This is a genomic window from Prosthecobacter dejongeii (genome assembly GCF_014203045.1).
GTDB lineage: Bacteria > Verrucomicrobiota > Verrucomicrobiia > Verrucomicrobiales > Verrucomicrobiaceae > Prosthecobacter > Prosthecobacter dejongeii.
Genome location: NZ_JACHIF010000008.1, coordinates 148,946 through 168,660 on the forward strand (window position 1 = coordinate 148,946; position 19,715 = coordinate 168,660).

General features: G+C 54.0%; 16 protein-coding genes. 10 read left to right on the forward strand and 6 right to left on the reverse strand.

Annotation, left to right across the window (positions count from 1 at the left end; all coding sequences use genetic code 11):
* The first annotated feature begins 36 nt into the window (after window positions 1-36).
* The 6 genes from HNQ64_RS17715 to HNQ64_RS17740 all read left to right on the forward strand — a co-directional run bounded on the left by HNQ64_RS17715 (window position 37) and on the right by HNQ64_RS17740 (window position 6,788).
* Entirely contained in the window at window positions 37-1,035 is a 999-nt protein-coding gene (locus HNQ64_RS17715) for a tetratricopeptide repeat protein (RefSeq protein ID WP_184211126.1), read from the forward strand.
* 92 nt (window positions 1,036-1,127) lie between these two features.
* Window positions 1,128-2,861: an arylsulfatase gene (locus HNQ64_RS17720; RefSeq protein ID WP_184211128.1), complete on the forward strand. Its 1,734-nt coding sequence runs from the start codon at window positions 1,128-1,130 to the stop codon at window positions 2,859-2,861.
* Window positions 2,862-2,863: 2 nt separating this feature from the next.
* A complete protein-coding gene (locus tag HNQ64_RS17725) occupies window positions 2,864-4,363 on the forward strand; it encodes a sulfatase (RefSeq protein WP_184211130.1) in 1,500 nt (499 codons plus the stop codon).
* A gap of 13 nt (window positions 4,364-4,376) precedes the next feature.
* Window positions 4,377-5,777 carry a sulfatase-like hydrolase/transferase gene (locus tag HNQ64_RS17730; protein ID WP_184211334.1) on the forward strand — a complete coding sequence of 467 codons (1,401 nt, stop codon included), beginning with the start codon at window positions 4,377-4,379 and terminating at the stop codon, window positions 5,775-5,777.
* Window positions 5,778-5,848: 71 nt separating this feature from the next.
* Complete coding sequence (gene bamE, locus HNQ64_RS17735) at window positions 5,849-6,241, forward strand: outer membrane protein assembly factor BamE domain-containing protein (RefSeq protein ID WP_184211132.1); 393 nt, start codon at window positions 5,849-5,851, stop codon at window positions 6,239-6,241.
* Window positions 6,242-6,443: 202 nt separating this feature from the next.
* On the forward strand, window positions 6,444-6,788 hold the full coding sequence (locus HNQ64_RS17740) for a LysM peptidoglycan-binding domain-containing protein (protein WP_221305489.1): 345 nt from the start codon (window positions 6,444-6,446) through the stop codon (window positions 6,786-6,788).
* A gap of 54 nt (window positions 6,789-6,842) precedes the next feature.
* Here HNQ64_RS17740 and HNQ64_RS17745 read toward each other — a convergent pair whose 3' ends face one another.
* A complete protein-coding gene (locus HNQ64_RS17745; protein ID WP_184211136.1) occupies window positions 6,843-7,523 on the reverse strand; it encodes an ABC transporter ATP-binding protein in 681 nt (226 codons plus the stop codon).
* A gap of 84 nt (window positions 7,524-7,607) precedes the next feature.
* On the reverse strand, window positions 7,608-8,489 hold the full coding sequence (locus HNQ64_RS17750) for an AraC family transcriptional regulator (protein WP_184211138.1): 882 nt from the start codon (window positions 8,487-8,489) through the stop codon (window positions 7,608-7,610).
* A 149-nt stretch (window positions 8,490-8,638) separates the two neighbouring features.
* Here HNQ64_RS17750 and HNQ64_RS17755 point away from each other — a divergent pair, with 149 nt between their 5' ends.
* On the forward strand, window positions 8,639-11,092 hold the full coding sequence (locus HNQ64_RS17755; protein WP_184211141.1) for a hypothetical protein: 2,454 nt from the start codon (window positions 8,639-8,641) through the stop codon (window positions 11,090-11,092).
* 11 nt (window positions 11,093-11,103) lie between these two features.
* Here HNQ64_RS17755 and HNQ64_RS17760 read toward each other — a convergent pair whose 3' ends face one another.
* From HNQ64_RS17760 to HNQ64_RS17770, 3 genes are all read right to left on the reverse strand, one after another.
* On the reverse strand, window positions 11,104-11,673 hold the full coding sequence (locus HNQ64_RS17760; RefSeq protein WP_221305490.1) for a DUF4112 domain-containing protein: 570 nt from the start codon (window positions 11,671-11,673) through the stop codon (window positions 11,104-11,106).
* 39 nt (window positions 11,674-11,712) lie between these two features.
* On the reverse strand, window positions 11,713-12,378 hold the full coding sequence (locus HNQ64_RS17765) for an RNA polymerase sigma factor (RefSeq protein ID WP_184211145.1): 666 nt from the start codon (window positions 12,376-12,378) through the stop codon (window positions 11,713-11,715).
* 108 nt (window positions 12,379-12,486) lie between these two features.
* Window positions 12,487-14,166 (reverse strand): ribulokinase, encoded by a 1,680-nt coding sequence (locus HNQ64_RS17770; protein WP_184211147.1) that lies wholly within the window; start codon window positions 14,164-14,166, stop codon window positions 12,487-12,489.
* Between the two features lie 127 nt (window positions 14,167-14,293).
* On the opposite strand from HNQ64_RS17770, the gene HNQ64_RS17775 reads away from it, so the two are divergent.
* The gene (locus HNQ64_RS17775; protein ID WP_184211149.1) at window positions 14,294-15,052 is read left to right on the forward strand and encodes a HesA/MoeB/ThiF family protein; all 759 of its coding nucleotides are present in this window, start codon (window positions 14,294-14,296) and stop codon (window positions 15,050-15,052) included.
* 12 nt (window positions 15,053-15,064) lie between these two features.
* Here the strand turns inward: HNQ64_RS17775 and HNQ64_RS17780 are convergent, their stop codons facing one another.
* On the reverse strand, window positions 15,065-16,354 hold the full coding sequence (locus HNQ64_RS17780) for a hypothetical protein (protein ID WP_184211151.1): 1,290 nt from the start codon (window positions 16,352-16,354) through the stop codon (window positions 15,065-15,067).
* Between the two features lie 1,079 nt (window positions 16,355-17,433).
* Here HNQ64_RS17780 and HNQ64_RS17785 point away from each other — a divergent pair.
* Complete coding sequence (locus HNQ64_RS17785; RefSeq protein ID WP_184211153.1) at window positions 17,434-18,264, forward strand: hypothetical protein; 831 nt, start codon at window positions 17,434-17,436, stop codon at window positions 18,262-18,264.
* A 48-nt stretch (window positions 18,265-18,312) separates the two neighbouring features.
* Window positions 18,313-19,644, forward strand: a complete 1,332-nt coding sequence (gene xseA, locus HNQ64_RS17790) for an exodeoxyribonuclease VII large subunit (protein ID WP_184211155.1) — start codon at window positions 18,313-18,315, stop codon at window positions 19,642-19,644.
* The last annotated feature ends 71 nt before the right edge of the window (window positions 19,645-19,715 follow it).

Sequence of the window (19,715 nt, forward strand, 5' to 3'; positions counted from 1 at the left end):
GCTAGGATGTAGTATGATCATGAGATGAGTTTACCGATGTTGAAGTGGGCAGTCATGGGGCTGTTGTTAATTCAGAATGCTTTTGGCTGTCTCTGGGACAAAGACACGCTTGATGCTGAACGCGCTCGTTTCCCCGGTATCGGGGTTTTGATCAGCGGAAGCTTTGCCCGCCACTCAAAAGAGTTTCATCAGTGGCGCATTCAGCAGCGTGAGAAAGACATCGCTTCAGATCAATCCTTGCCAATTCACTTGGATGACTTGGCCGTTTCCCAACACAAACTGGGGGATCATCAGGCGGCCATTCAGACGATGTTACGTAAAGACAAACTGATCCCGGGTTTGTATGAGACGTACTCAAACCTTGGCACCTTTTATATTTACACCGGAGATCTCAAAGAAGCCCTCCGTTACATCGACAAAGCTCTCGCCATCAATGCCAATGCCCACTTTGGTCGCGAGAAGTATCAAAAGTGGTTAGTGGAATGGATTCTGGAAACTCGCGCCACGCCGCCCGAACCGGAAGGACCTTCGGAGATCGGTTATGGTGGTATTCCAGGGTTTGCCTCTTTTGTCGCCAGAATGGAAGCTGGAGGGATGCCTGCCAGCCGCACACAAAGTTTGACGCTCAGCACCAAACAACGGGCTGATGCCATCCGTGGCGTGACGGGCATGATCTTCTTTGCTGACTATGACAATCCATTGCTACAGGAAGCTCTGGGAGATCTTCTCATTGCCGGAGACATCCGGGATAATGCGGCAAACCTCGCCAGTCTTTGCTACATGCACGCCGCTTTGAAAGCCCCGAATGAAACGGAAAAAGCGCGTCTCATGAAGAAGTGTGAATTGAGTGGTCGTGTTTCTTATGGGTTCGATCTCAAGAAAGTCGAAACTAGCCTCAAGACTGCCCTCAAAAAGGGGGCGGAGTATCAGGAGTCCGTTCGCCAAGATGAAGTGAAATGGATTGCCGAGGGCCATGACGCCTCGGCTGAGTTTCAGAAAAAGTATCTGGTCCCGTCGTCACCAGAGGTGAAATAACAAGATGATCTAAATTCATGCACTTGCATTCCAGATAGGCAGCGGTGCCTTTTTCATTGGCAAGATGGGGGTAGATGCTTCGTGATAAGGAAATGCGATTCTTTCTGCTCTTCGGATTCTTTTTAACCATCCTGTCCACCCATGGGGCAGATCGGCCTAACATCATCCTCATCATGGCGGATGACATGGGTTACTCCGACTTGGGTTGTTTTGGCAGCGAGATTGATACACCGAACCTGGATGCTTTGGCCAAGGGAGGCGTGCGCTTCACTCAGTTTTACAACACCGCCCGCTGCTGCCCCACCCGCGCGGCTTTGCTCACCGGTTTGTATCCGCATCAGGCAGGCATCGGCCACATGATGGATGACAAAGGCCTGCCAGGTTATCGTGGCGAACTGAGCCGGGATGCCGTGACCATCGCAGAAGTGCTCAAGCCTGCAGGTTATCGCACCTACATGGCTGGAAAATGGCACGTCACCAAAAAAGTGAACCCTCTGGTTGCCGATGCCAAAGAAAACTGGCCTCTCCAGCGCGGGTTCGATCGTTTTTATGGCACCATTCATGGTGCAGGCAGCTATTTTGATCCCAACACGCTCACCCGTGATAACGAATTCATCTCCCCCTTTGCCGATAAGGATTATCAGCCCAAGTCTTTCTACTACACCGATGCCATTGCTGACCACGCCACACGCTTTGTGGCAGATCATGCGCGAGATCACCAGGCGCAGCCTTTTTTCATGTATGTGGCCATGACGGCGCCTCACTGGCCCATGCACGCAAAGCCAGAAGACATGGCCAAATACAAGGGCAAATATGATGGGGGTTATGATGCCATCCGCGCGGCCCGCGTAGAGAAGATGAAAAAACTGAGGCTCCTGCCGCCAAGTTGGCAGGTGACTGCGCAAGCAGGCGGATCTTGGAGCACGGTGAAAAATCGCGAGTTCGAAACCCGCTGCATGGAAGTCTTTGCGGCGATGATTGACTGCATGGACCAAGGCATCGGCCGTCTCGTAGCTGAACTCAAAAAGCAGGGGCAGTATGAAAATACTCTGATTCTTTTCTTCCAGGATAACGGCGGTTGTGCCGAAGGCATGGGGCGCAACGGCCCCCTTAAACCGCGTGCCTCACAACCCACTTTACCCGCAATGGCGGCTACCGATTTACAGCCAGACATGATCCCCAAACAAACCCGGGATGGTTACCCGATGCGCCAGGGTTATGGCATCCTTCCTGGGGGGGCGGATACCTATCACGGTTACGGTGAAGCATGGGCGAATGTCAGCAACACACCCTTTCGAGAATACAAGCACTGGGTGCATGAAGGCGGGATCAGCACGCCTCTCGTGGCTCATTGGCCAAAGGGCATCCCGGCTGGGCGTCATAATGCACTGGAGACTCAGCCTGCCCACCTCATTGATCTCATGGCCACCTGTGTGGATGTCGCCGGGGCTCGTTACCCCACGCAGCATGCTGGGCAGAAGATTAAGCCTGTCGAAGGCGTGAGTCTGCACCCGGCTCTCAAAGGTGAATCGATTGGCCGCAAGGAGCCCATCTTCTTTGAGCATGAAGGCAACCGGGCTGTGCGTGATGGTATCTGGAAACTCGTCGCCAAAGGCCCGCAGGGTGCTTGGGAACTTTACAATATGGAGGCTGATCGCACAGAACAGCATGACCTCGCTGCGAGTGAGCCAGAACGCGTGAAAGCTATGGCGAACCAATGGGAAACCTGGGCCAAACGTGCCCAAGTCATCCCCTGGATTTGGGGTTTGCCGCATGGTGACCCTTTGCCTAACAAAAAAGGTAAGAAGGGTAAAAAGAAAGTCTGAATATGCACCGCCTTCTTTGCTTTCTCTTCGTCCTTGCCACGCTGCATGCAGCGGCGAGTGCTTCTGAGCGCCCCCATATCTTGCTGATTTGTGTGGATGATCTCAAGCCTGCCATCGGCTGTTACGGTGACCCCCTCGCCCAGACGCCGAATCTCGACCGCCTCGCTGCACGTGGAATGAGGTTTGATCTCGCCTACTGCAATCAGGCCGTTTGTGCGCCATCGAGAAACAATCTGTTGTTAGGTTCTCGATCTACCTCCTTAGGCATTTACAATCTCAGCGATAACTTTCGCCAAGCTGTGCCAGGCGCGGTGACTTTACCCCAGTATTTCAAATCCCACGGCTGGCACACGGAAGCCATTGGCAAGATTCTCCACACGGGACATGGCAATCATGACGACGAGATTTCCTGGAGCGTGCCACCCATCAAAGAAAAGGTGATCGAATACCTGGACCCTGCGAATTCAGCCGATGGCAAACTCACTCGTGAAGAAGCCTACTTTACGAACCAAGAGCTTAACAATATCCGTGACTTACCACGCGGAGCTGCTTGGGAAAATCAGGATGTGCCGGACAATGCTTATGCAGATGGTCGCATCGCGGATGCCGCCATTCAGCGGCTGCGGAAAATCAAAGAAAAGCCAGAACAGCGCGTTTTCCTTGCCTTAGGTTTTGTGAAGCCTCACCTGCCATTCACAGCGCCCAAGAAATATTGGGACATGCATGATCGGGATGCTTTCACTCTACCCAAAAGGGTCACTCCGCCTGAGGGAGCACCCGTGTATGCTGGAAAGACTTTGGGAGAACTGAACAACTACGCGCCCATCCCTGAAAACCCACCTCTAACGCCAGAAATCAAGCGCACGCTCCTGCATGGCTATTATGCGGCCGTGAGTTTTATGGATGCCCAACTGGGCCGCGTCTTGGATGAACTGGATGCTCAAGGTTTAGCCCAAAAAACCATCATTGTGCTGTGGGGGGATCACGGTTGGCACCTGGGCGACCATGGCATGTGGACGAAGCACACCAACTATGAGCAGGCCAATCGCATTCCCCTCATCTTCATCGCTCCAGACATTGCAGCTCCCGCCTCTTCGACCCGCCAGCCGGCTGAGACGGTGGACGTCCTGCCAACATTGGTGGAGCTTGCTGGCTTGCCTCCCCACACAGGGCCCCAGCCTCTGGACGGAACCAGTCTTGTACCGGTATTGCGCGATCCTTCCATGCGTGTCCGCGACCATGCTACCCACGCCTTCCCGCGCCAACGCGAAGGGAAACCCATCATCGGCCGTGCCATCCGCACAGAGCGTTATCGTCTGGTGGAGTGGAAGCAACCTGGGGCTGCTGCAAACATGGCAGACATAGAGCTTTACGATTACCAAGAAGATCCGCAGGAGACCCGTAATATGGCTCCTTTGCAGCCAGCGGTTGTCGCAGAACTGCGCGCTATTTTAGACCGTCAACCAGAGGCGAAAATGAAGCCTAACCCAAAGAAGAAATAGATTTGTGAAAGTCATTGGTTTTTTATTATGGCTGTTAATCGTATCCACGGTTTCAGCGCAGGCGAAGCCCAATATCCTCCTCATTCTGGCGGATGATTGCACCTACAATGATCTGCCCGTGTATGGCGGTGTGAACGCCAAGACACCGAACATTGATTCGTTGGCGTCTCAAGGACTCACCTTTAATCGCGCCTATGTGAGTGAGGCTATTTGTCAGCCTTGCCGAGCAGAGCTATACACCGGCCAGTATCCCATGCGAAATGGCTGCGCTTGGAATCACAGTGCCAGTCGTCCCGGGACTCGCAGTCTGCCTCACCACCTAGCACCTCTAGGGTACCGCATCGGTTTGGCAGGTAAGTCACATGTGCTGCCTGAAGCATCCTTTCCTTTTGAATCCGTTCCAGGGTTCGACCCCAGTTGTGTCCGGAATCCCACCCAGGCGCATGATCTTGCAGGTGCCCGTGAATTTATGGGACGCAAACAGGATGAGCCCTTTTGTCTCGTCATTGCGTTGGTGGACCCGCATGTCCCTTGGGTCATGGGAGATGCCACAAAGTATCCTCCCAAGAAGATCCAACTTCCGCCTAACATTGCGGATACACCCAAGACTCGTGATGACTTCAGTCGTTACCTCGCTGAGATCACCTACATGGATGGGCAAGTCGGGGAGATACTCTCGCTGCTCAAAGAGTCCGGCCAGGAACAAAACACCCTGGTTCTGTTCTCGTCCGAACAAGGCTCCCAGTTCCCGGGCAACAAGTGGACGAATTGGGATACCGGTCTGCATACTGCTCTGATCGCCCGTTGGCCTGGGCAAATTCTGCCTGGCCAGCGCACGGATGCCCTGGTGCAGTATGCCGATGTGGCTCCCACCTTGGTAGATCTGGCAGGAGGGAAGGGGAGCGAGAACGCTTTTGATGGTCAGAGCTTTGCGGCCGTTCTTCGTGGCGAAAAAAAAGATCACCGCGCTTTCGCCTATGGCTTGCATAACAATATCCCCGAAGGTCCAGCTTATCCGATTCGCACGGTAACGGATGGTGAGTATCGCTACATTCGCAATTTGACGCCTAACGATCTTTATGTTGAAAAGCACATTATGGGGATTCAGGGCAATGGTGCTTTAAACAATGCCTATTGGCCTACCTGGGTCAATTTTGCTTCAGATAATCCGGCGATTTACGCCTTAGTGAAACGCTACGTCTTGCGCCCTGCTGAGGAGGTTTACCACACGGCTTCAGATCCCTTTGAGAGGATTAACCTCGCTGATGACCCTCCGCACAGAGCTATCCGCACACGCCTTGCGGGTGAGCTAGACCGCTGGCTTCTGGAACAGGGAGATCCAGGCATTCCGCAAGACACGAAGGAGGCCCATCAGGCCGCTAAACGTGGTGAGCACCTTTTCCCGAAGCCTTGAGAGAGTTCACGCTTTTATCTTGCTGAACGATTACCTTTGCGACAGCATCGCCGCCTTTCCCCCACGCTCTCATGCTCAAGAAAAACTGGTATCTCTTCACTCCTCTGTTTCTCATTGCCATCCCTGTGGCGATTTATTTCTATTATGCCTCCAGCATGGGTTACAACACCACGGATGCGATGAATGCGACCAAGTACTTCCTGGTTTCTGGCACACGCTACGCCATGGATTACAATGAGGTGAATTTCAATCGGTTGCAGCCTGGCATGGATGGTCGGCAGGTTTATCAGATCATGGGAAAGCAGCCCTCTGAACGGCTGGAAAACGATTCCCGGTGGGTGTATGCCCTCGCTAAGCCAGGGGCTCGTGCTTACCATGAGCGCGTCGTCATCATGGAGCGAGATAAGCAGAATGTGCCTCGGGTGAAGGAACTGGTGCGTCGTTTCCACGCACCCGGTCAGTAAACTCGCGCTTGCTCCCAGTTGCGGGGGAGCTCCATTGCGTCCAATCTTTGCCACGATGTCCTTTCTCCGTGTTACTTCTTTCCTAGGGGCTCTGGTCTTGCCTCTACTTATGGCCTCTTGCGGCTCTTCACAGCCACGTGGATTGCCACGCAAGCTGCCTGTGATTAATTTGAATGGTTCTCCGCAGACTCCGCCGCACTCCATGGAGAAAAAGGATTATCCCTTTGATCCCAATGGAAACTATGTGACGGCTTGGGCAGCGGAGGGGGAGCGCGCGGCTTCAGATGATGATGTGGCTCGATGGCAGTCCTCTCATGGTGGAAGTGTTTCTCGCAAACAGCCTTCTCCAGTGATGAAGGTGTCGTCCAAAAAGAAGACTGCCAGCACCAAATCCAAAGGTGGCAGCTCCTCTTACACCATCAAGGCGGGTGATAATCTGGGGGCGATCGCTCGCAAAAACAATACCACCGTGGCGAAGATCAAAGCCGCCAACGGTCTGAAGTCTGACATGATACGTGCGGGAAAAACACTGAAGATCCCGCGCTAATTTTGAGCCGGAGCCACCCTAGAATGGGTGGCTTCTTTTTTGAATACCCCTGCCTTATCGAAGGCTGCCTTCGTGGAGGTACAGGGTGCGTCCCATGCGCGCGGCTTGGGCGGGATGGTGCGTCACCATCACCAAAGTTGTTCCAGTGGTCCTCTGAAGCTCCAAAAGAAGACTGGTGAGAGACTCGGCATTCTTTTCGTCCAGCGCACCCGTAGGCTCATCTGCGAGGATCAGCTTCGGCTCATTGATGAGTGCCCGGACCACCGCCACGCGCTGACGCTCGCCGCCTGATAGTTGGGCTGGTTTCCAGCTCAGGCGATCTTGAAGACCGACTGAACGGAGGAGACCTTCTGCTCTTTTTTTTAGGGTGGCAGCATCCGGCTTGGTTTTGAGTGCAAGCGTAGGAAGAAGCACATTTTCCAGGACACTGCACTGCGGCATGAGATGATGCAGTTGAAAAATGAAGCCTATTTTTTCACTGCGTAGTGTGGCCAACTGCGCCGGGCTGCATCCAGAAAGAGGGTGCCCATCCAGAGTGTATTCTCCCTGATCGGGGATATCCAGTGTGCCTAGGATGTTCAGGAGCGTGCTTTTACCGCAGCCTGAAGGGCCCACAATGGCCACCGATTCGCCGGCCTGAATGTTCAAGGATACATCGCGCAGCACGGGCACCACATTGCCGCTACCGGGTTCGCGGTAAGACTTCGAAAGGTGGGTAAGGGTGATCAAAGACATGAGGCTAACACAAAGGTAGAAGGTGGCAGGGTGGCTGCAAAGAGGAAACGTTTGAAAAGCCCATGGAAGCACAAGCTTCTTTATTTACGCCCCTTCCAAGCCCAGCCCTTCACGGAAAGCCGTAGGAGTCATCCCCGCGTGTCTTCGAAACCAAGCCGTAAAATGGGGCGGATGCCGAAAGCCCAGGGCAAAAGCGATCTCTTTCAGTGCTGTGTCTTCATGGGTCAACCTTTGGCGGGCAAGTTCTAGCCGTCGTCTTTCTTGATAACGCTGGGCTGTCATCCCGAGTTCCTGCTTGAGCAATTCATGCACGCGACGAGACGTCAAATTCACTCGCTGCGCCGCTTCTTCAAGATCCAAGGGTCGATTCAGGGGAGCCGCTTGCAACCAACGATGTAGATGTTGCAGCCTTCGATCTCCAGCTCCGGGCCGATTCATCGGCTTGATACCCTGTTGATCCAATGTTCTCACATAATGGGCGAACCATGTACGAAAAGCTGCCTCCTGCATGGCCCAGTCCTTCAGTTCACGGTCTGCAACCTCCGTTGCTTTCGCATAGGAGACCCGCTTCTGCTGGCCATGAATCTCTCTGAAAAGGCGACGCGTTGCGAGGTGAAGGTCCTTGATCTCTTCGGTCGGCAGCGCAGAGTTTAGTCCCGTGAGATACACGGGTAACCCCTCAGGCCACAGGCTACGAAACCCCACCGAAAGCAGTCGGGTCTTGGGCTGAAACCACTGTTGGCGAAGGCCGGGAGCTGAAAAAAAGGCATAGCCCTCCGGCACCTCGGTTTCGATCTTGCCCACCCGAATTTTCACCCCGCCACTTTCCACAAAAAAGAGACCTGCAGGCACGGTGATCTCCTGCGACCACATTAGCACACGAGGGGCGATGCCGTGATACACCCAGAGCCATTCGCAGGTGATGCCCTGCCATAAGGCGGCTGGTAAAAGGGGCGAGTGAGGCATGGTTAAGAAACGGAGCGCAGGTGATAATCTCTGCAACCGTAGAGTGTTAGCAGAAGCAGAGCACCGTCGTGCAAAGCTGTAAGGGATTTCATCGCTGTGTAAGCTTCCTGTCTTGTCACGAGGTTAACAATCATGCCAAAAGTCTAGTCATGCGAGTTCTCCTCACCAGCCTTTGCTTTGTCTCCGCGCTCAGCCTCTTATCAGGGCAAGAGCCACGCCAGATCAGTGGTATCTATCCACACCTGGCCATGTTCAATGAGGAAGGGGAATGCGGAACTGGGGCCGTGGTGCCTTGGGCAGATCGGCTTTGGGTCATCACCTATGGTCCTCACTTGCCCTTTGGCTCTAGTGACAAACTCTATGAAATCACACCAGAATTGCAGCAAATCATCCGTCCGGAAAGCGTGGGGGGCACGCCTGCAAATCGTCTCATCCATCGCGAGTCTCAGCAGCTCCTAATTGGCCCTTACGTGATTAATGCCCAGCGTCAGGTCCGCGTGATCCCACCCAGTAAGATGCCTGGGCGTCTGACAGGCAATGCCCGCCATCTTAATCAACCCGCAGACAAGGTTTACTATGCGACCATGGAGGAAGGTCTTTATGAAGTGGACGTAAAGACCCTAGAGGTAACGGGCCTCATTCAGGACGGGAATAAACCAAAGCCCGGTTTTTCAAAAGAGATCGCGCCTGTGAGTCTGGTCTCTCAACTCCCTGGTTACCATGGTAAAGGTCTCTACAGCGGTCATGGCCGCGTCGTATATGCCAATAATGGTGATCGTGACAAGCGGGTCATCACAGACCCTGCAACGCCAAGTGGTGCTTTAGGCCAGTGGACCAGGCCCGGTAGTGATTGGCAACTGGTGCGCCGCAATCAATTCACGGAAGTCACGGGTCCTGGGGGCATCAGCGGCAATGAGCGGCCCGAGACGGATCCTATCTGGAGCGTGGGCTGGGATCATCGCTCTCTCATTCTCATGTGTCTGGCCAAAGTGGCAGACGCTCCTGAACCTCAGTGGCAGGCCTATCGTCTTCCCAAATCCAGTCACAGTTATGACGGCGCACACGGATGGAATACTGAGTGGCCACGCATCCGGGACATTGGCGAAAAATCTCTCTTGATGACCATGCATGGGGCCTTCTGGGCATTCCCTCGTGAATTTGCACCTGGGAACACGGCAGGTATCTCCCCTCGTAGCAATTACCTCAAGGTCATTGGCGATTTTGCCCGTTGGGGAGAGAAATTGGTGCTGGGGTGTGATGATTCAGCTAACAAAGAGTTTCTCAACGTCCGCAAGGCCAAAGGTGAACTGGCAGGCCCTGGAAAATCTCAGTCGAATCTTTGGTTCATTGACCCAACTCAGCTTGATCAGTTAGGGCCTGTCATCGGTCGCGGTGCCGTCTGGATGCAAGATCCCGTCAAGGCAGGAGAGGTGAGTGAACCTTATCTGTTTTCAGGTTACCAGCATCGTTCGCTGCACCTCGTTTCCAGTAGCGATAGCGCGGTTGAGGTGATTCTCCAAGTGGATGAGAGAGGAGACGGAGTCTGGCGGGAAAAACAGCGTGTCAAACTTGCGGCAAACGGCAGCCAGTGGATTGATTTTCCAGCCAGCGAGTCTGGAGTTTGGATCAGACTGCAAGTCTCCCACGCGGTGGATCGTTTTAGTGCGGTCTTTCACTATCGGCAGGAGGATACTCGTGAGGTTGCAGCATCCCCCGTGTTTGAAGGCTTGGCTCAGCCGGGCGATCATGACATTTCAGGTGGGGTTCTTCACGCCCGCGGAGCCGCATTTAAAAACCTGCGTTTCATCTCTCAGTCAGTCGGTCAAGTTCCCACCGTTTATGATTTAGGTCATGCCTTTGATCTCGTCGCCAAGGAAGACCCCGAGGGCCTAAAATGGACTTCCAAAAATGCGGCCATTCCTGAAGATGTTTTGAATCATGATGCTGCCTCCATTCTTTACGTGGATGACAAAGGTCGCTGGCGCCTACCACGCGGAGATGCTGCATTTGATCAGCCTGGGAGCTTAGGTGCAGAGCGGGTTTGCCGTGAGGTATGCACGGAGAGGGATCTCTTCAACGCTGGCGGTACTTTCTTTGAGCTACCGGCTGAAAATGCAGGCGGGTTTGCCAAGATCAGGCCCGTGACCACACACAATCGCCGCATCAAAGATTATGCCAGCTATCGAGGATTGATGGTGATGAGCGGCGTGAAAAACGAGGCTCAAGGCGAGCACGTTGTCCGCTCGACGGATGGCAAGACCGCTTTGTGGGTAGGTGCCGTGGATGACCTTTGGCAGTTCGGAAAACCTCGGGGTTTCGGAGGTCCTTGGAAAGACACCGCCGTGCAAGCAAACATCCCCAGTGATCCTTACCTCTTCACCGGATATGATCACAAGCATCTCTCCCTGAGCAGTGATAAACCCGTGAAAATTCGTGTGGAAGCTGATATCTCAGGCACAGGTCTGTGGGTTACTTACCAGGAATTTGAGGTCAAGCCCGGTAGTAACACCGAGCATACCTTTCCGGACTCTTATGGGGCCTACTGGTTGCGTTGTGTGTGCGACACTCCAGCCACTGTATCAGCCCAACTTCGGTATGACTGAGTGGCTCCACCTCACTTCACCAAACCCGTGGCTTGCAAAAGCCACACGTAAAAAGTGAAGAGTCCAACGAGGAGTGCGATCAGAAAGACCACCAGGACTCCCAGGAAAACGAACATACGTGTCGTGCTTCGTTTCACCGTCTGCTGCTGCCCTGCCTGCCAAGCTTGAAGCAAGCGCAGATTCCTGACGTTCGACTTAAAAAAGGCACTAACAACAGGCCCGCCCACCGGAAGGAAATCAAACAAAGTATTCAGCAGCATGTTCCCGCCCATTCTCAGCAGCACGGGAAAGCTGATGCCTGCACGGATGGATTCCACCAGGATCAAAAGCCCGCCTCCTGAGGCCAGGGCACTTCCCACCCCCGGAAAAAGAGCGAGGATCGGATCCAGCCCCACCTTAAAATTGGTGCCAGGAATGCGTAGCCAGTTATCCAACCATTTGGCTAAAAAACGGGCGACTTCAGATTCTTTCCCCAGATTGCTTCCAGCGCCAGCTTTGCCTGAAGGCCGCAAGATTTCGTCAATGACAGGGCGATCCGGTGGTGGAGGTGGCATGGCGATGAAGGGGAAAATGGTTCCCAAACTATACGCAGCAAACGCACCAGACACGGGTGCCAACCATTAAAGCATGGTATTTTCCAGGGCCTGTACCTCTTTTTTTACCAAGGCTCCGACACGATGTTTGGCCAAGTAAACTTGGGCTGCATTGATGCCTAGCGCCTCGCTGGTTTTCTTAACTCCCCAGCCTTTCATGACATAGCAGTCAAAGATTTGGAATTGACGCGGAGATACCTTGGCTTTCACACGCTCTAGAGCCGCTGCCGTGATGTTGTCCCGCCATTCTTTATCCCAAATATTTTCCAGCAGATTGTCCTTCTCATTGGAGAGCCGATCCAGGGCTAGATTGCTTGTCTCCTCGCTTTCGGAGTTGCCTTGGTCGGCCAGGGAGGGTTGGCGTTTGCGGGCGCGGAAGACATCCAGCACGCGCCAGCGGGTCATCTGTAGCAACCAAGCTTTGAAGGAACCGGCGCGGGGATCATACTGACCTTTCTGCACTTGGCGTGCAATTGCGATGATGGTTTCCTGAATGACATCGAAGGCTTCTTCGCGAGTAAGTCCTGCTTTGGTCGCCACGCTGTAAATGAGCCTCCAGTAAGTCTGGTAAAATTCATTCCAGGTTCTCTGGTCCTCCCAGTTGTTCAGACGTTCGATCAGGCTCTTGCGGGTTTTCTCCCACAGGCCTTTGTCTTTTTTCGCTTCTTCAGGGATGTCTGGCAGTTCCTCCATCACTGGGGATTGTCAACGTTTGCGAGGGACTGTCAAACCCCGTGTACAGGGGGTAGCCCCCCCGTCAGAAAAAAAACTGTCTTTCGCAAAAGATGCACAGAGATGATCTCAGCTCTGGCGGGCACGTATTTCCAGCAGCTTTTTCATCACATGGGCTAGATTTCCGCTCCAACGGGTGGTGCCAAAAGAGTCGTGTAAATCCCGGTAGAGCGAATATAACTCTGCATAAATCGCCTGGTTTTCAGGAATCGGGTAATAGACTTTTTCACGCGTGGCGGTGACTTTGGTTTGCAGATTTCCTATGCTATCCACCTCGGCGGCTGCCGCGCCAAAGATCGCAGCCCCAAGAGCACAGGTTTGCTCGCTTTGACTGACCTTCATTGGCTTACCGATGATGTCGGCATAGCACTGCATGAGCGTGGCATTTTTGATGGAAAGGCCGCCTGTGTTGACGATTTCACGCACTTCCACTCCGTAATCCTCGACCCGCTTGATGATCGTCAGCGCACCGAAAGCTGTCGCCTCGATGTAGGCGCGGTAGATTTCATGGGCCTCCGTGTGCAGCGTCTGACCTAACAGCAGGCCCGTCAACCGCACATCCACCAGCACGGTGCGGTTGCCATTGTTCCAGTCCAGGGCGAGCAAGCCCGTGGCACCGGGTTTCTTACCTGCCATGGCTTTTTCCATGGCATTGAATTTATCACCGATAGTGCTGCCGTAGCTTTCTGGAACAAGGTTTTTCACCAGCCAGAGAAAGAGATCGCCAACGGCGCTTTGACCCGCCTCGATGCCGTAATATCCCGGCAGGACAGATCCATTGACAATGCCGCATACACCCGGAATATCGGCCAAGGGTTGGCTGGTGGGGGTGATCATAAGATCACAGGTGCTAGTCCCCAAAATTTTGACCAAGGTGCCTTCCTTGACCCCCGCACCTACAGCGCCCATGTGCGCATCGAATGCCCCTACAGAAATGGCGATACCTTCGGTTAGGCCTAGCTTTGTCGCCCATTTGGCACAAAGGCTTCCGGCTTTCACGTCCGAAGTGTGAGCTTCATGGTACAGGCGGTCACGTAGCTCTGCCAGAGCAGGGGAAAGGTGACTGAGAAATTCTTTATCTGGAAGGCCTCCCCATTCATTGCTGAACATGGCTTTGTGACCAGCCGCACAGACACTGCGCTTGAGAGTCAGTGGGTTGGTATCGCCAGAAAGTTCAGCCGGCAGCCAGTCACAGTGCTCGACAAAGCTGTAAGCCGCCGCAAAGACCTCGGGATCTATCCGGCTGAGGCGCAGGATCTTGCTCCAAAACCATTCGCTGGAGTAAATGCCCCCACATTTGGCGATGATGTGCGGTCGCATCTCATGAGCTAGTTGAGTGATCTCTGCCGCCTCGGCATACCCGGTGTGATCTTTCCAGAGCCACACCATGGCGTTGAGATTGTTTTGAAAGTCTGGCAGGAGACCGAGCGGTGTTCCCTCCTGGTTCACGGGAATGGGCGTGCTACCCGTCGTATCAATGCCGATACCAATCACTTGTGCAGGATCAAATCCTGGGATTTTGACCACCGCTTGCTCCAGCGCACCTCTTGTTACGGCCACTAAGCCATCCAAATAATCCTGCGGGTTCTGCCGCGCTACGTGGGGATTTTTGGGGTCTAAAAGCACACCCATTTCGCCTGAAGGGTAATTAAAAACACTGGAGCCAATCTCTGCCCCATTTTCGAGATCAATCAGAAGGGAACGGCAAGAGTTAGTGCCGTAGTCAATGCCAAGGGCGTACTGGGTCATGGTCGGGAAAAATGGGAAATCTACGCAAGTGTAGAGACTGCATCCCACAGGGCCAGCAAAAACCGGACAACAGAACTGAATGATGGCAAGCTTCTGCCCGCCGCCGCGTTTACGCCCCCGATTTTTTATGCCAGACCTCCCTCACCTCACGGAAACTGATCGAGCACTCTACCAATGGCAGATGTGGGTACCCGGTATCGGCGAAGAAGGACAGCGAAAGCTCAAAGGTGCAACCGTCCTGATTTCACGCGTTGGGGGACTTGGCGGTCTCGTCGCACTCGAATTGGCAGCCGCAGGTGTGGGACGTCTCATCTTAGCCCATGGCGGTAAACTCAAGCTGGCAGACTTAAATCGTCAACTCTTGCAGACTCGGGATCACCTGGGTAAGCCGCGAATAAACAGCGTTGTCTCGAGATTGAAGGATTTGAATCCAGATTGTGAAATTGTCGGTGTGCCTGAAAATGTGAGTGAGGCCAATGGGGATGCTCTCGTCGCTCATGCAGATGTGGTGGTGGATGCTGCCCCACTCTTTCAGGAACGGTTGGCTCTGAATTCGGCTGCCGTGCGTGCTAGAAAACCCATGGTGGAATGCGCCATGCATACTCTGGAGGCCACGTTGACGACCTTCATTCCTGGCACCACCGGTTGCCTAGCCTGCTATGTCCCTGAAGTACCCGCATCCTGGACCAGGCAGTTTCCTGTCTTTGGCGCTGTATCCGGAACCGTGGCCTGTCTCGGGGCCATGGAGGTGATCAAACTGATCACAGGTATCGGCCAGCCTTTAGCAGGAGAAATGCTGTGCATGGATCTCAGCCGCATGTCATTTCGGCACCTGAAGTTACCTCACCGCCCTGACTGTGAAGTATGCGGTGCACAGGTTTTCTAGCTAACAATGGATTCAACGACCGACAGGCACTGCACGCTGGACTTCGTTAGGCAGGTCGGTTGCGTTTTTGCCGGACTTTCCTTTCGATTCCGCTGGCACGGAATACCAATTCAGCTGCGGCACCCCGACGAGTTGGACCCACTGCTGGGAACCAAGTTTCACCCATTCCAGTTCCACGATCGCCCAGACATGAGCTCCCCACGGGATGCGATCTTTGAGCTCGCGACCAATCTGAGAATCCTTTTCCACAAACACAGTGTTCAGATAAGGATTCGGCGGGGATGGACTGATGCGGAAAGCATCCTTGTTCTCTGAATTTGGCACCTTGTATTCAAAGTCATGGACACGGGTGATGCCCACATGAAAGCGGGCAGCGCCTTCTTGATACCCTTCAAAAAACTTTTCCAGCAATCGGTCCTTAAACTCGACAAAGGAGAGCCAATCCACTTGGAAGCCATCTTTGGTTTCCTCCAGCATGACAGGCACCGGGAACTCCCAGGTGCGGCTCTCGACGCCAAATAACGCATGGGCACCGCTGCCCATCTGGGGTTTAGGGTCCAGTCGAATGAGACCGATGGTATCCACACGGATCGGCCCATCAGGCTGGGCTTTGTAATACATCTCCATCAAAGGTTTCATGGAAGATGCTGCGAGCGTGTAACGCATGCGTTCTTTCATGTCCTTGGCGTTGAGGAATTTCAGCAAAGCCTCAGCCGCAGGCTTGGCCTCTTCGGAGACCTTCATTTGGACTTCCGCCGTGCTCGGGGCCAAAATACTTTGGGGGCTGCTCGGAGCCGCATCGTTCTGCAACGACGGTGTTAATGCTTTAGAAGGTACTTCTGTGAGAACTGGTGATTCCCCAGGAGACATCGGCGGACTTGGATTCAGAGCCGCCATTTCTGCGGGGGAGGGAGCCATGGCCTTTGGCGGCGCGGTTTCACCCGGATCAAAAGCTGGCTTTGGCGCAGGCTCCACGGGGATTTCCACGGGTGGTACTTCTGTCACCGTTGCTTTGGAGGACTCGCTAGATTCAGGTTTACCCACCGGCATGACCACGACTGGAGTCTCCGGCACTTCATCTTTCGGCGGCATGTAACGGTGAACCAATTCCATGATCGGCTCGCGAAACATCCAGCCCGCAGCGGCAAGGAAACCCACTAAAAAAAGCACCGCCAGCGCAAACATGAAAACATTTGAACTGCGGCTCGGCTTTTTGATGGCTCTAGCAGGGCGAGCTGGCGGCGTGGCAAAGTCTCGCCGTGGTTCAGGAATAGCCGCTGGGGCCGGCGCCGTAGCAGGCACTTCTCGGGATAAAAGAGAACTTTGGGGGGAGGAATCACCCATTCCCATGGATCCTAGAGTCGGGAGGGTAGGAGAACCTGGAATGAGGTTGCTGTGAGAGGGGGCCCCTGAGCCAGTAGCCTTTGGTGCGGGAAATGTAGGACTGCCACCGGCAGTGACAGGTTGATTGAGCTCCTGCGGTTGCTGAGCAGGCGGCAGGCCTCCCCAGGCTGCCATCGGTGTTGGAAGCGAAGCAGTGAGCGGCGACTGCCCCTCATTCCTTTTCGGTGGAAGACCTCCGCCTCCAAATCCCGTAGAACCTGGCATGCTGGAAGCAGAAGGAATACCTCCTAGCAAAGTCTGCCCTAAACCTGGCTGCTGCCAGGGGGGAGGAGACTGCTCCTGAGGGCTAGCGGGCGGCCCATTTAAAAAGCCAGGAATCGTAGATGGCGCAGGGAAGCCAGAATTTTGAGGCGGCGGATTAAACTCACCAAGCTGTTGAGGAGCACCCGGAAAGCCGTTGCCATGGGGGGATGATGGAAATCCTAAAGGCGCTTGAGGTAAGAGCCCCCCTCCAGGAATAGAAGCACTGCCAGCGCCTAAGGGAGTCAAATGCTGCGCAATCGAATTGGGCATGGGCATCACCAGGCCCTGGCCCGCAGCAGAATTCAGACTCGGAGGAGCGGCCAACTCAGGCTCCTGAGGGGGGCGGTAAGATGGCTGTACAGGGGCCGGAGTCGTGAAAAGAGAGACAGGGATCGCCGGAGGGACTGCGCTCGGAGACGTAACTGTTTGGCCGCAAATGGGGCAGGGCCCCGTGACCCCAGCCATGTGGGATGGCACGGTGAGGACGTTTTGACACGCACTGCACTGGAACTGAAGCACATCCGAACTCATGACAGGAAAAAAGGATTTCTCAAGATTAAGAAAGTATCACCCATTAGGGCTGTCTCGACAAGTCAGCTTTGGCTATTGTTTAAAAAAACTAGAATTTAAACGGTTTTTACTCGGGAGCATGAAAGTTATACCACAAAGTTCTACACATATAAACATCTCTGATTGTTAAAATGTCAGCATTTGTTAAATAACTGGGAATTCCTATGCCTCAGAACACTTTCCGTGCCAGCACTAAAGAACGCGCGCTGAGGCGCACGGATCGTGCCCAACTCACCAACCTGAGCAGGAATCCTCGTCAGCAAAAATTGAAACGAGTGAAGAGCATGAAGCGGATGCTGGGTGTTGTTCTGCTTTTCCCACTGGCTCTCATCACCGCAGTGACTCTTGGGGAGATGTTGTGGCGGGCGGTGATTCGGCTGGAATTCTGGCGCACAGAGGAGGTCATCTTTTTCTTAGTCGGGGGGCTTGCCTGGGCGGTCACTTATGCTTCGGGGTGGCGTCCGGTCCGCAGCTATGTTTTTGGCCATGAAGTAAGTCACTTGTTAGTGGCGCGGGCTTTCGGAGGAAAGATCCTAGATTGGGATTTTTCTGCGACGGGCGGTTACGTAGAAACCAATAAGTCCAATACCTGGATCACCCTGGCTCCTTACTTGCTGCCTTTTTATTCCCTCATCGTGTTACTCGCCTTCGGTGTGGTGGGGATGTTTTGGAATCTCCATGCCATGCATCATGTGGGAGCGGGGGCTGTGGCCTTGAATTTTAAACCTGTCTGGTTTTTTTACGCCATGTTAGGGCTGACATGGTGTTTCCACGCCACGTTTACTTGGAAAACTGTCTTCATCGAGCAAAGTGATTTGGAGCGGAATGGCGAGTTTTTTTCCATGCTGCTGATCTTCCTGGTGAATGTGCTGCTGCTGGTTGCCCTCTTCATCGCCGCATCTCCTTCACCCGGCCTCGGCATCGCAGAGGTAGGGCGCTGCTGGGTGTCCACCGCCGCCTCCTTGTCGAATTTCTTTCTGGGCCCCTTTTGGTGATCACTTAATGCTGGCGGCATGGGGCACCATCGCTACAAAGGGGGTGCCATGTCTGCTGAAAACGTTTTATCCGTTAGTGAACTCACCCGCGAGATTCGAGAGGTATTGCAGGGGCACATTGGTACCGTCTGGGTAGAGGGGGAGATCAGCAATCATCGGCTGCAAGGCAGTGGACATCAGTATTTTACCCTGAAAGATGCAGGCTCACAGCTTTCTTGTGTGATGTTTCGTGGAGCTCGGAGTTCTGTCCGCTTGTCGGATGGAGCCCTCGTTCAGGTGCATGGGGAAATCTCCGTGTATGAGCCGCGGGGGCAATACCAAATGGTGGTGAAGCAAGTGCAGATGAAAGGGCAGGGCAGTCTGCAGGCGCGGTTTGAGGCGCTTAAGCGCAAGCTCTACGAAGAAGGGCTTTTCGATGCGGATAACAAACAGTCCGTTCCCAAATATCCACGTGTGGTTGCCTTGGTCACTTCCCCCACTGGAGCGGCCATTCAAGACATGCTGAACATCCTTACCCGCCGTGCACCCTGGATTCACATTTTGGTGTTTCCTGTGCGCGTCCAAGGGCAGGGGGTCGAGCATGAAACGATTCGTGCTTTGGAAATGCTCAATGATGCAACGGCATACGGCCTACCGATCCCAGACACCATCGTCATCGGACGTGGTGGCGGCAGCATTGAAGATCTGTGGGCCTATAATGAAGAGGCCCTAGCGCGCGCCATTTTCGCCTCAGCCATTCCGGTCATCTCTGCCGTGGGTCATGAAATAGATTTTACCATTGCCGATTTTGTGGCTGATCTGCGTGCTCCCACTCCCAGCGCTGCGGCGGAGCTTCTGGCCCCGGATGTGACGGAGATCAAACGTCATTTCGATTCGCTCTCTCGACGCCTCAGCGGGCAGGTCACCACCTTCCTGGATCGGCACGAACAGACGCTGGATTTTATGGCGCGTAGTGCGCTGAAAACAGCTCCGGCTTATCAATTGCAAACGGCTGAGCAAGCCGTGGATGAAATGGAGGCTCACCTGAAGGAAGCCTCTCGAGAGCAACTTCGGACGCTGGTAGATGAAGTCCAAGAGCGTCAGCAAATCATTGCGGAGCATCATCCCCGCATCATGCTCATGGAGGCTGCTCATCGCCTAGAGCACCAAGCCCGACAGGTGCAGCAAAGCATGATGCATCGGCTAGAACGCCTAACCGACCAAGTTAGTTCACGCGCTCAATTGATCAAGCATTTGGGGCCGGAATCCATTCTCTCACGTGGATTTTCCTACACCACCGATGCCCATGGGAATGTCATCCGCGATGCGCGGGAAGTCGCCGCTGGTGAAACGCTCGTCACGCGTTTACAGCAGGGCACTGTCAAAAGCACCGTCGTGTAAAATCACGCTTTTTTCAATACATGCGCAACTGAACTTCAAGCGGTGGGTTGGAATAGCTGTCGTTGAAAAAA

Excerpts from the sequence above, each read along its gene's own strand:
- HNQ64_RS17715 (WP_184211126.1), top strand. The coding sequence starts at position 37 with ATGTTGAAGTGGGCAGTCATGGGGCTGTTGTTAATTCAGAATGCTTTT.
- HNQ64_RS17720 (WP_184211128.1), top strand. The coding sequence starts at position 1,128 with ATGCGATTCTTTCTGCTCTTCGGATTCTTTTTAACCATCCTGTCCACC.
- HNQ64_RS17725 (WP_184211130.1), top strand. The coding sequence starts at position 2,864 with ATGCACCGCCTTCTTTGCTTTCTCTTCGTCCTTGCCACGCTGCATGCA.
- bamE (WP_184211132.1), top strand. The coding sequence starts at position 5,849 with ATGCTCAAGAAAAACTGGTATCTCTTCACTCCTCTGTTTCTCATTGCC.
- HNQ64_RS17740 (WP_221305489.1), top strand. The coding sequence starts at position 6,444 with ATGGAGAAAAAGGATTATCCCTTTGATCCCAATGGAAACTATGTGACG.
- HNQ64_RS17745 (WP_184211136.1), bottom strand. The coding sequence starts at position 7,523 with ATGTCTTTGATCACCCTTACCCACCTTTCGAAGTCTTACCGCGAACCC.
- HNQ64_RS17750 (WP_184211138.1), bottom strand. The coding sequence starts at position 8,489 with ATGCCTCACTCGCCCCTTTTACCAGCCGCCTTATGGCAGGGCATCACC.
- HNQ64_RS17755 (WP_184211141.1), top strand. The coding sequence starts at position 8,639 with ATGCGAGTTCTCCTCACCAGCCTTTGCTTTGTCTCCGCGCTCAGCCTC.
- HNQ64_RS17765 (WP_184211145.1), bottom strand. The coding sequence starts at position 12,378 with ATGGAGGAACTGCCAGACATCCCTGAAGAAGCGAAAAAAGACAAAGGC.
- HNQ64_RS17770 (WP_184211147.1), bottom strand. The coding sequence starts at position 14,166 with ATGACCCAGTACGCCCTTGGCATTGACTACGGCACTAACTCTTGCCGT.
- HNQ64_RS17775 (WP_184211149.1), top strand. The coding sequence starts at position 14,294 with ATGCCAGACCTCCCTCACCTCACGGAAACTGATCGAGCACTCTACCAA.
- HNQ64_RS17785 (WP_184211153.1), top strand. The coding sequence starts at position 17,434 with ATGCCTCAGAACACTTTCCGTGCCAGCACTAAAGAACGCGCGCTGAGG.
- xseA (WP_184211155.1), top strand. The coding sequence starts at position 18,313 with ATGTCTGCTGAAAACGTTTTATCCGTTAGTGAACTCACCCGCGAGATT.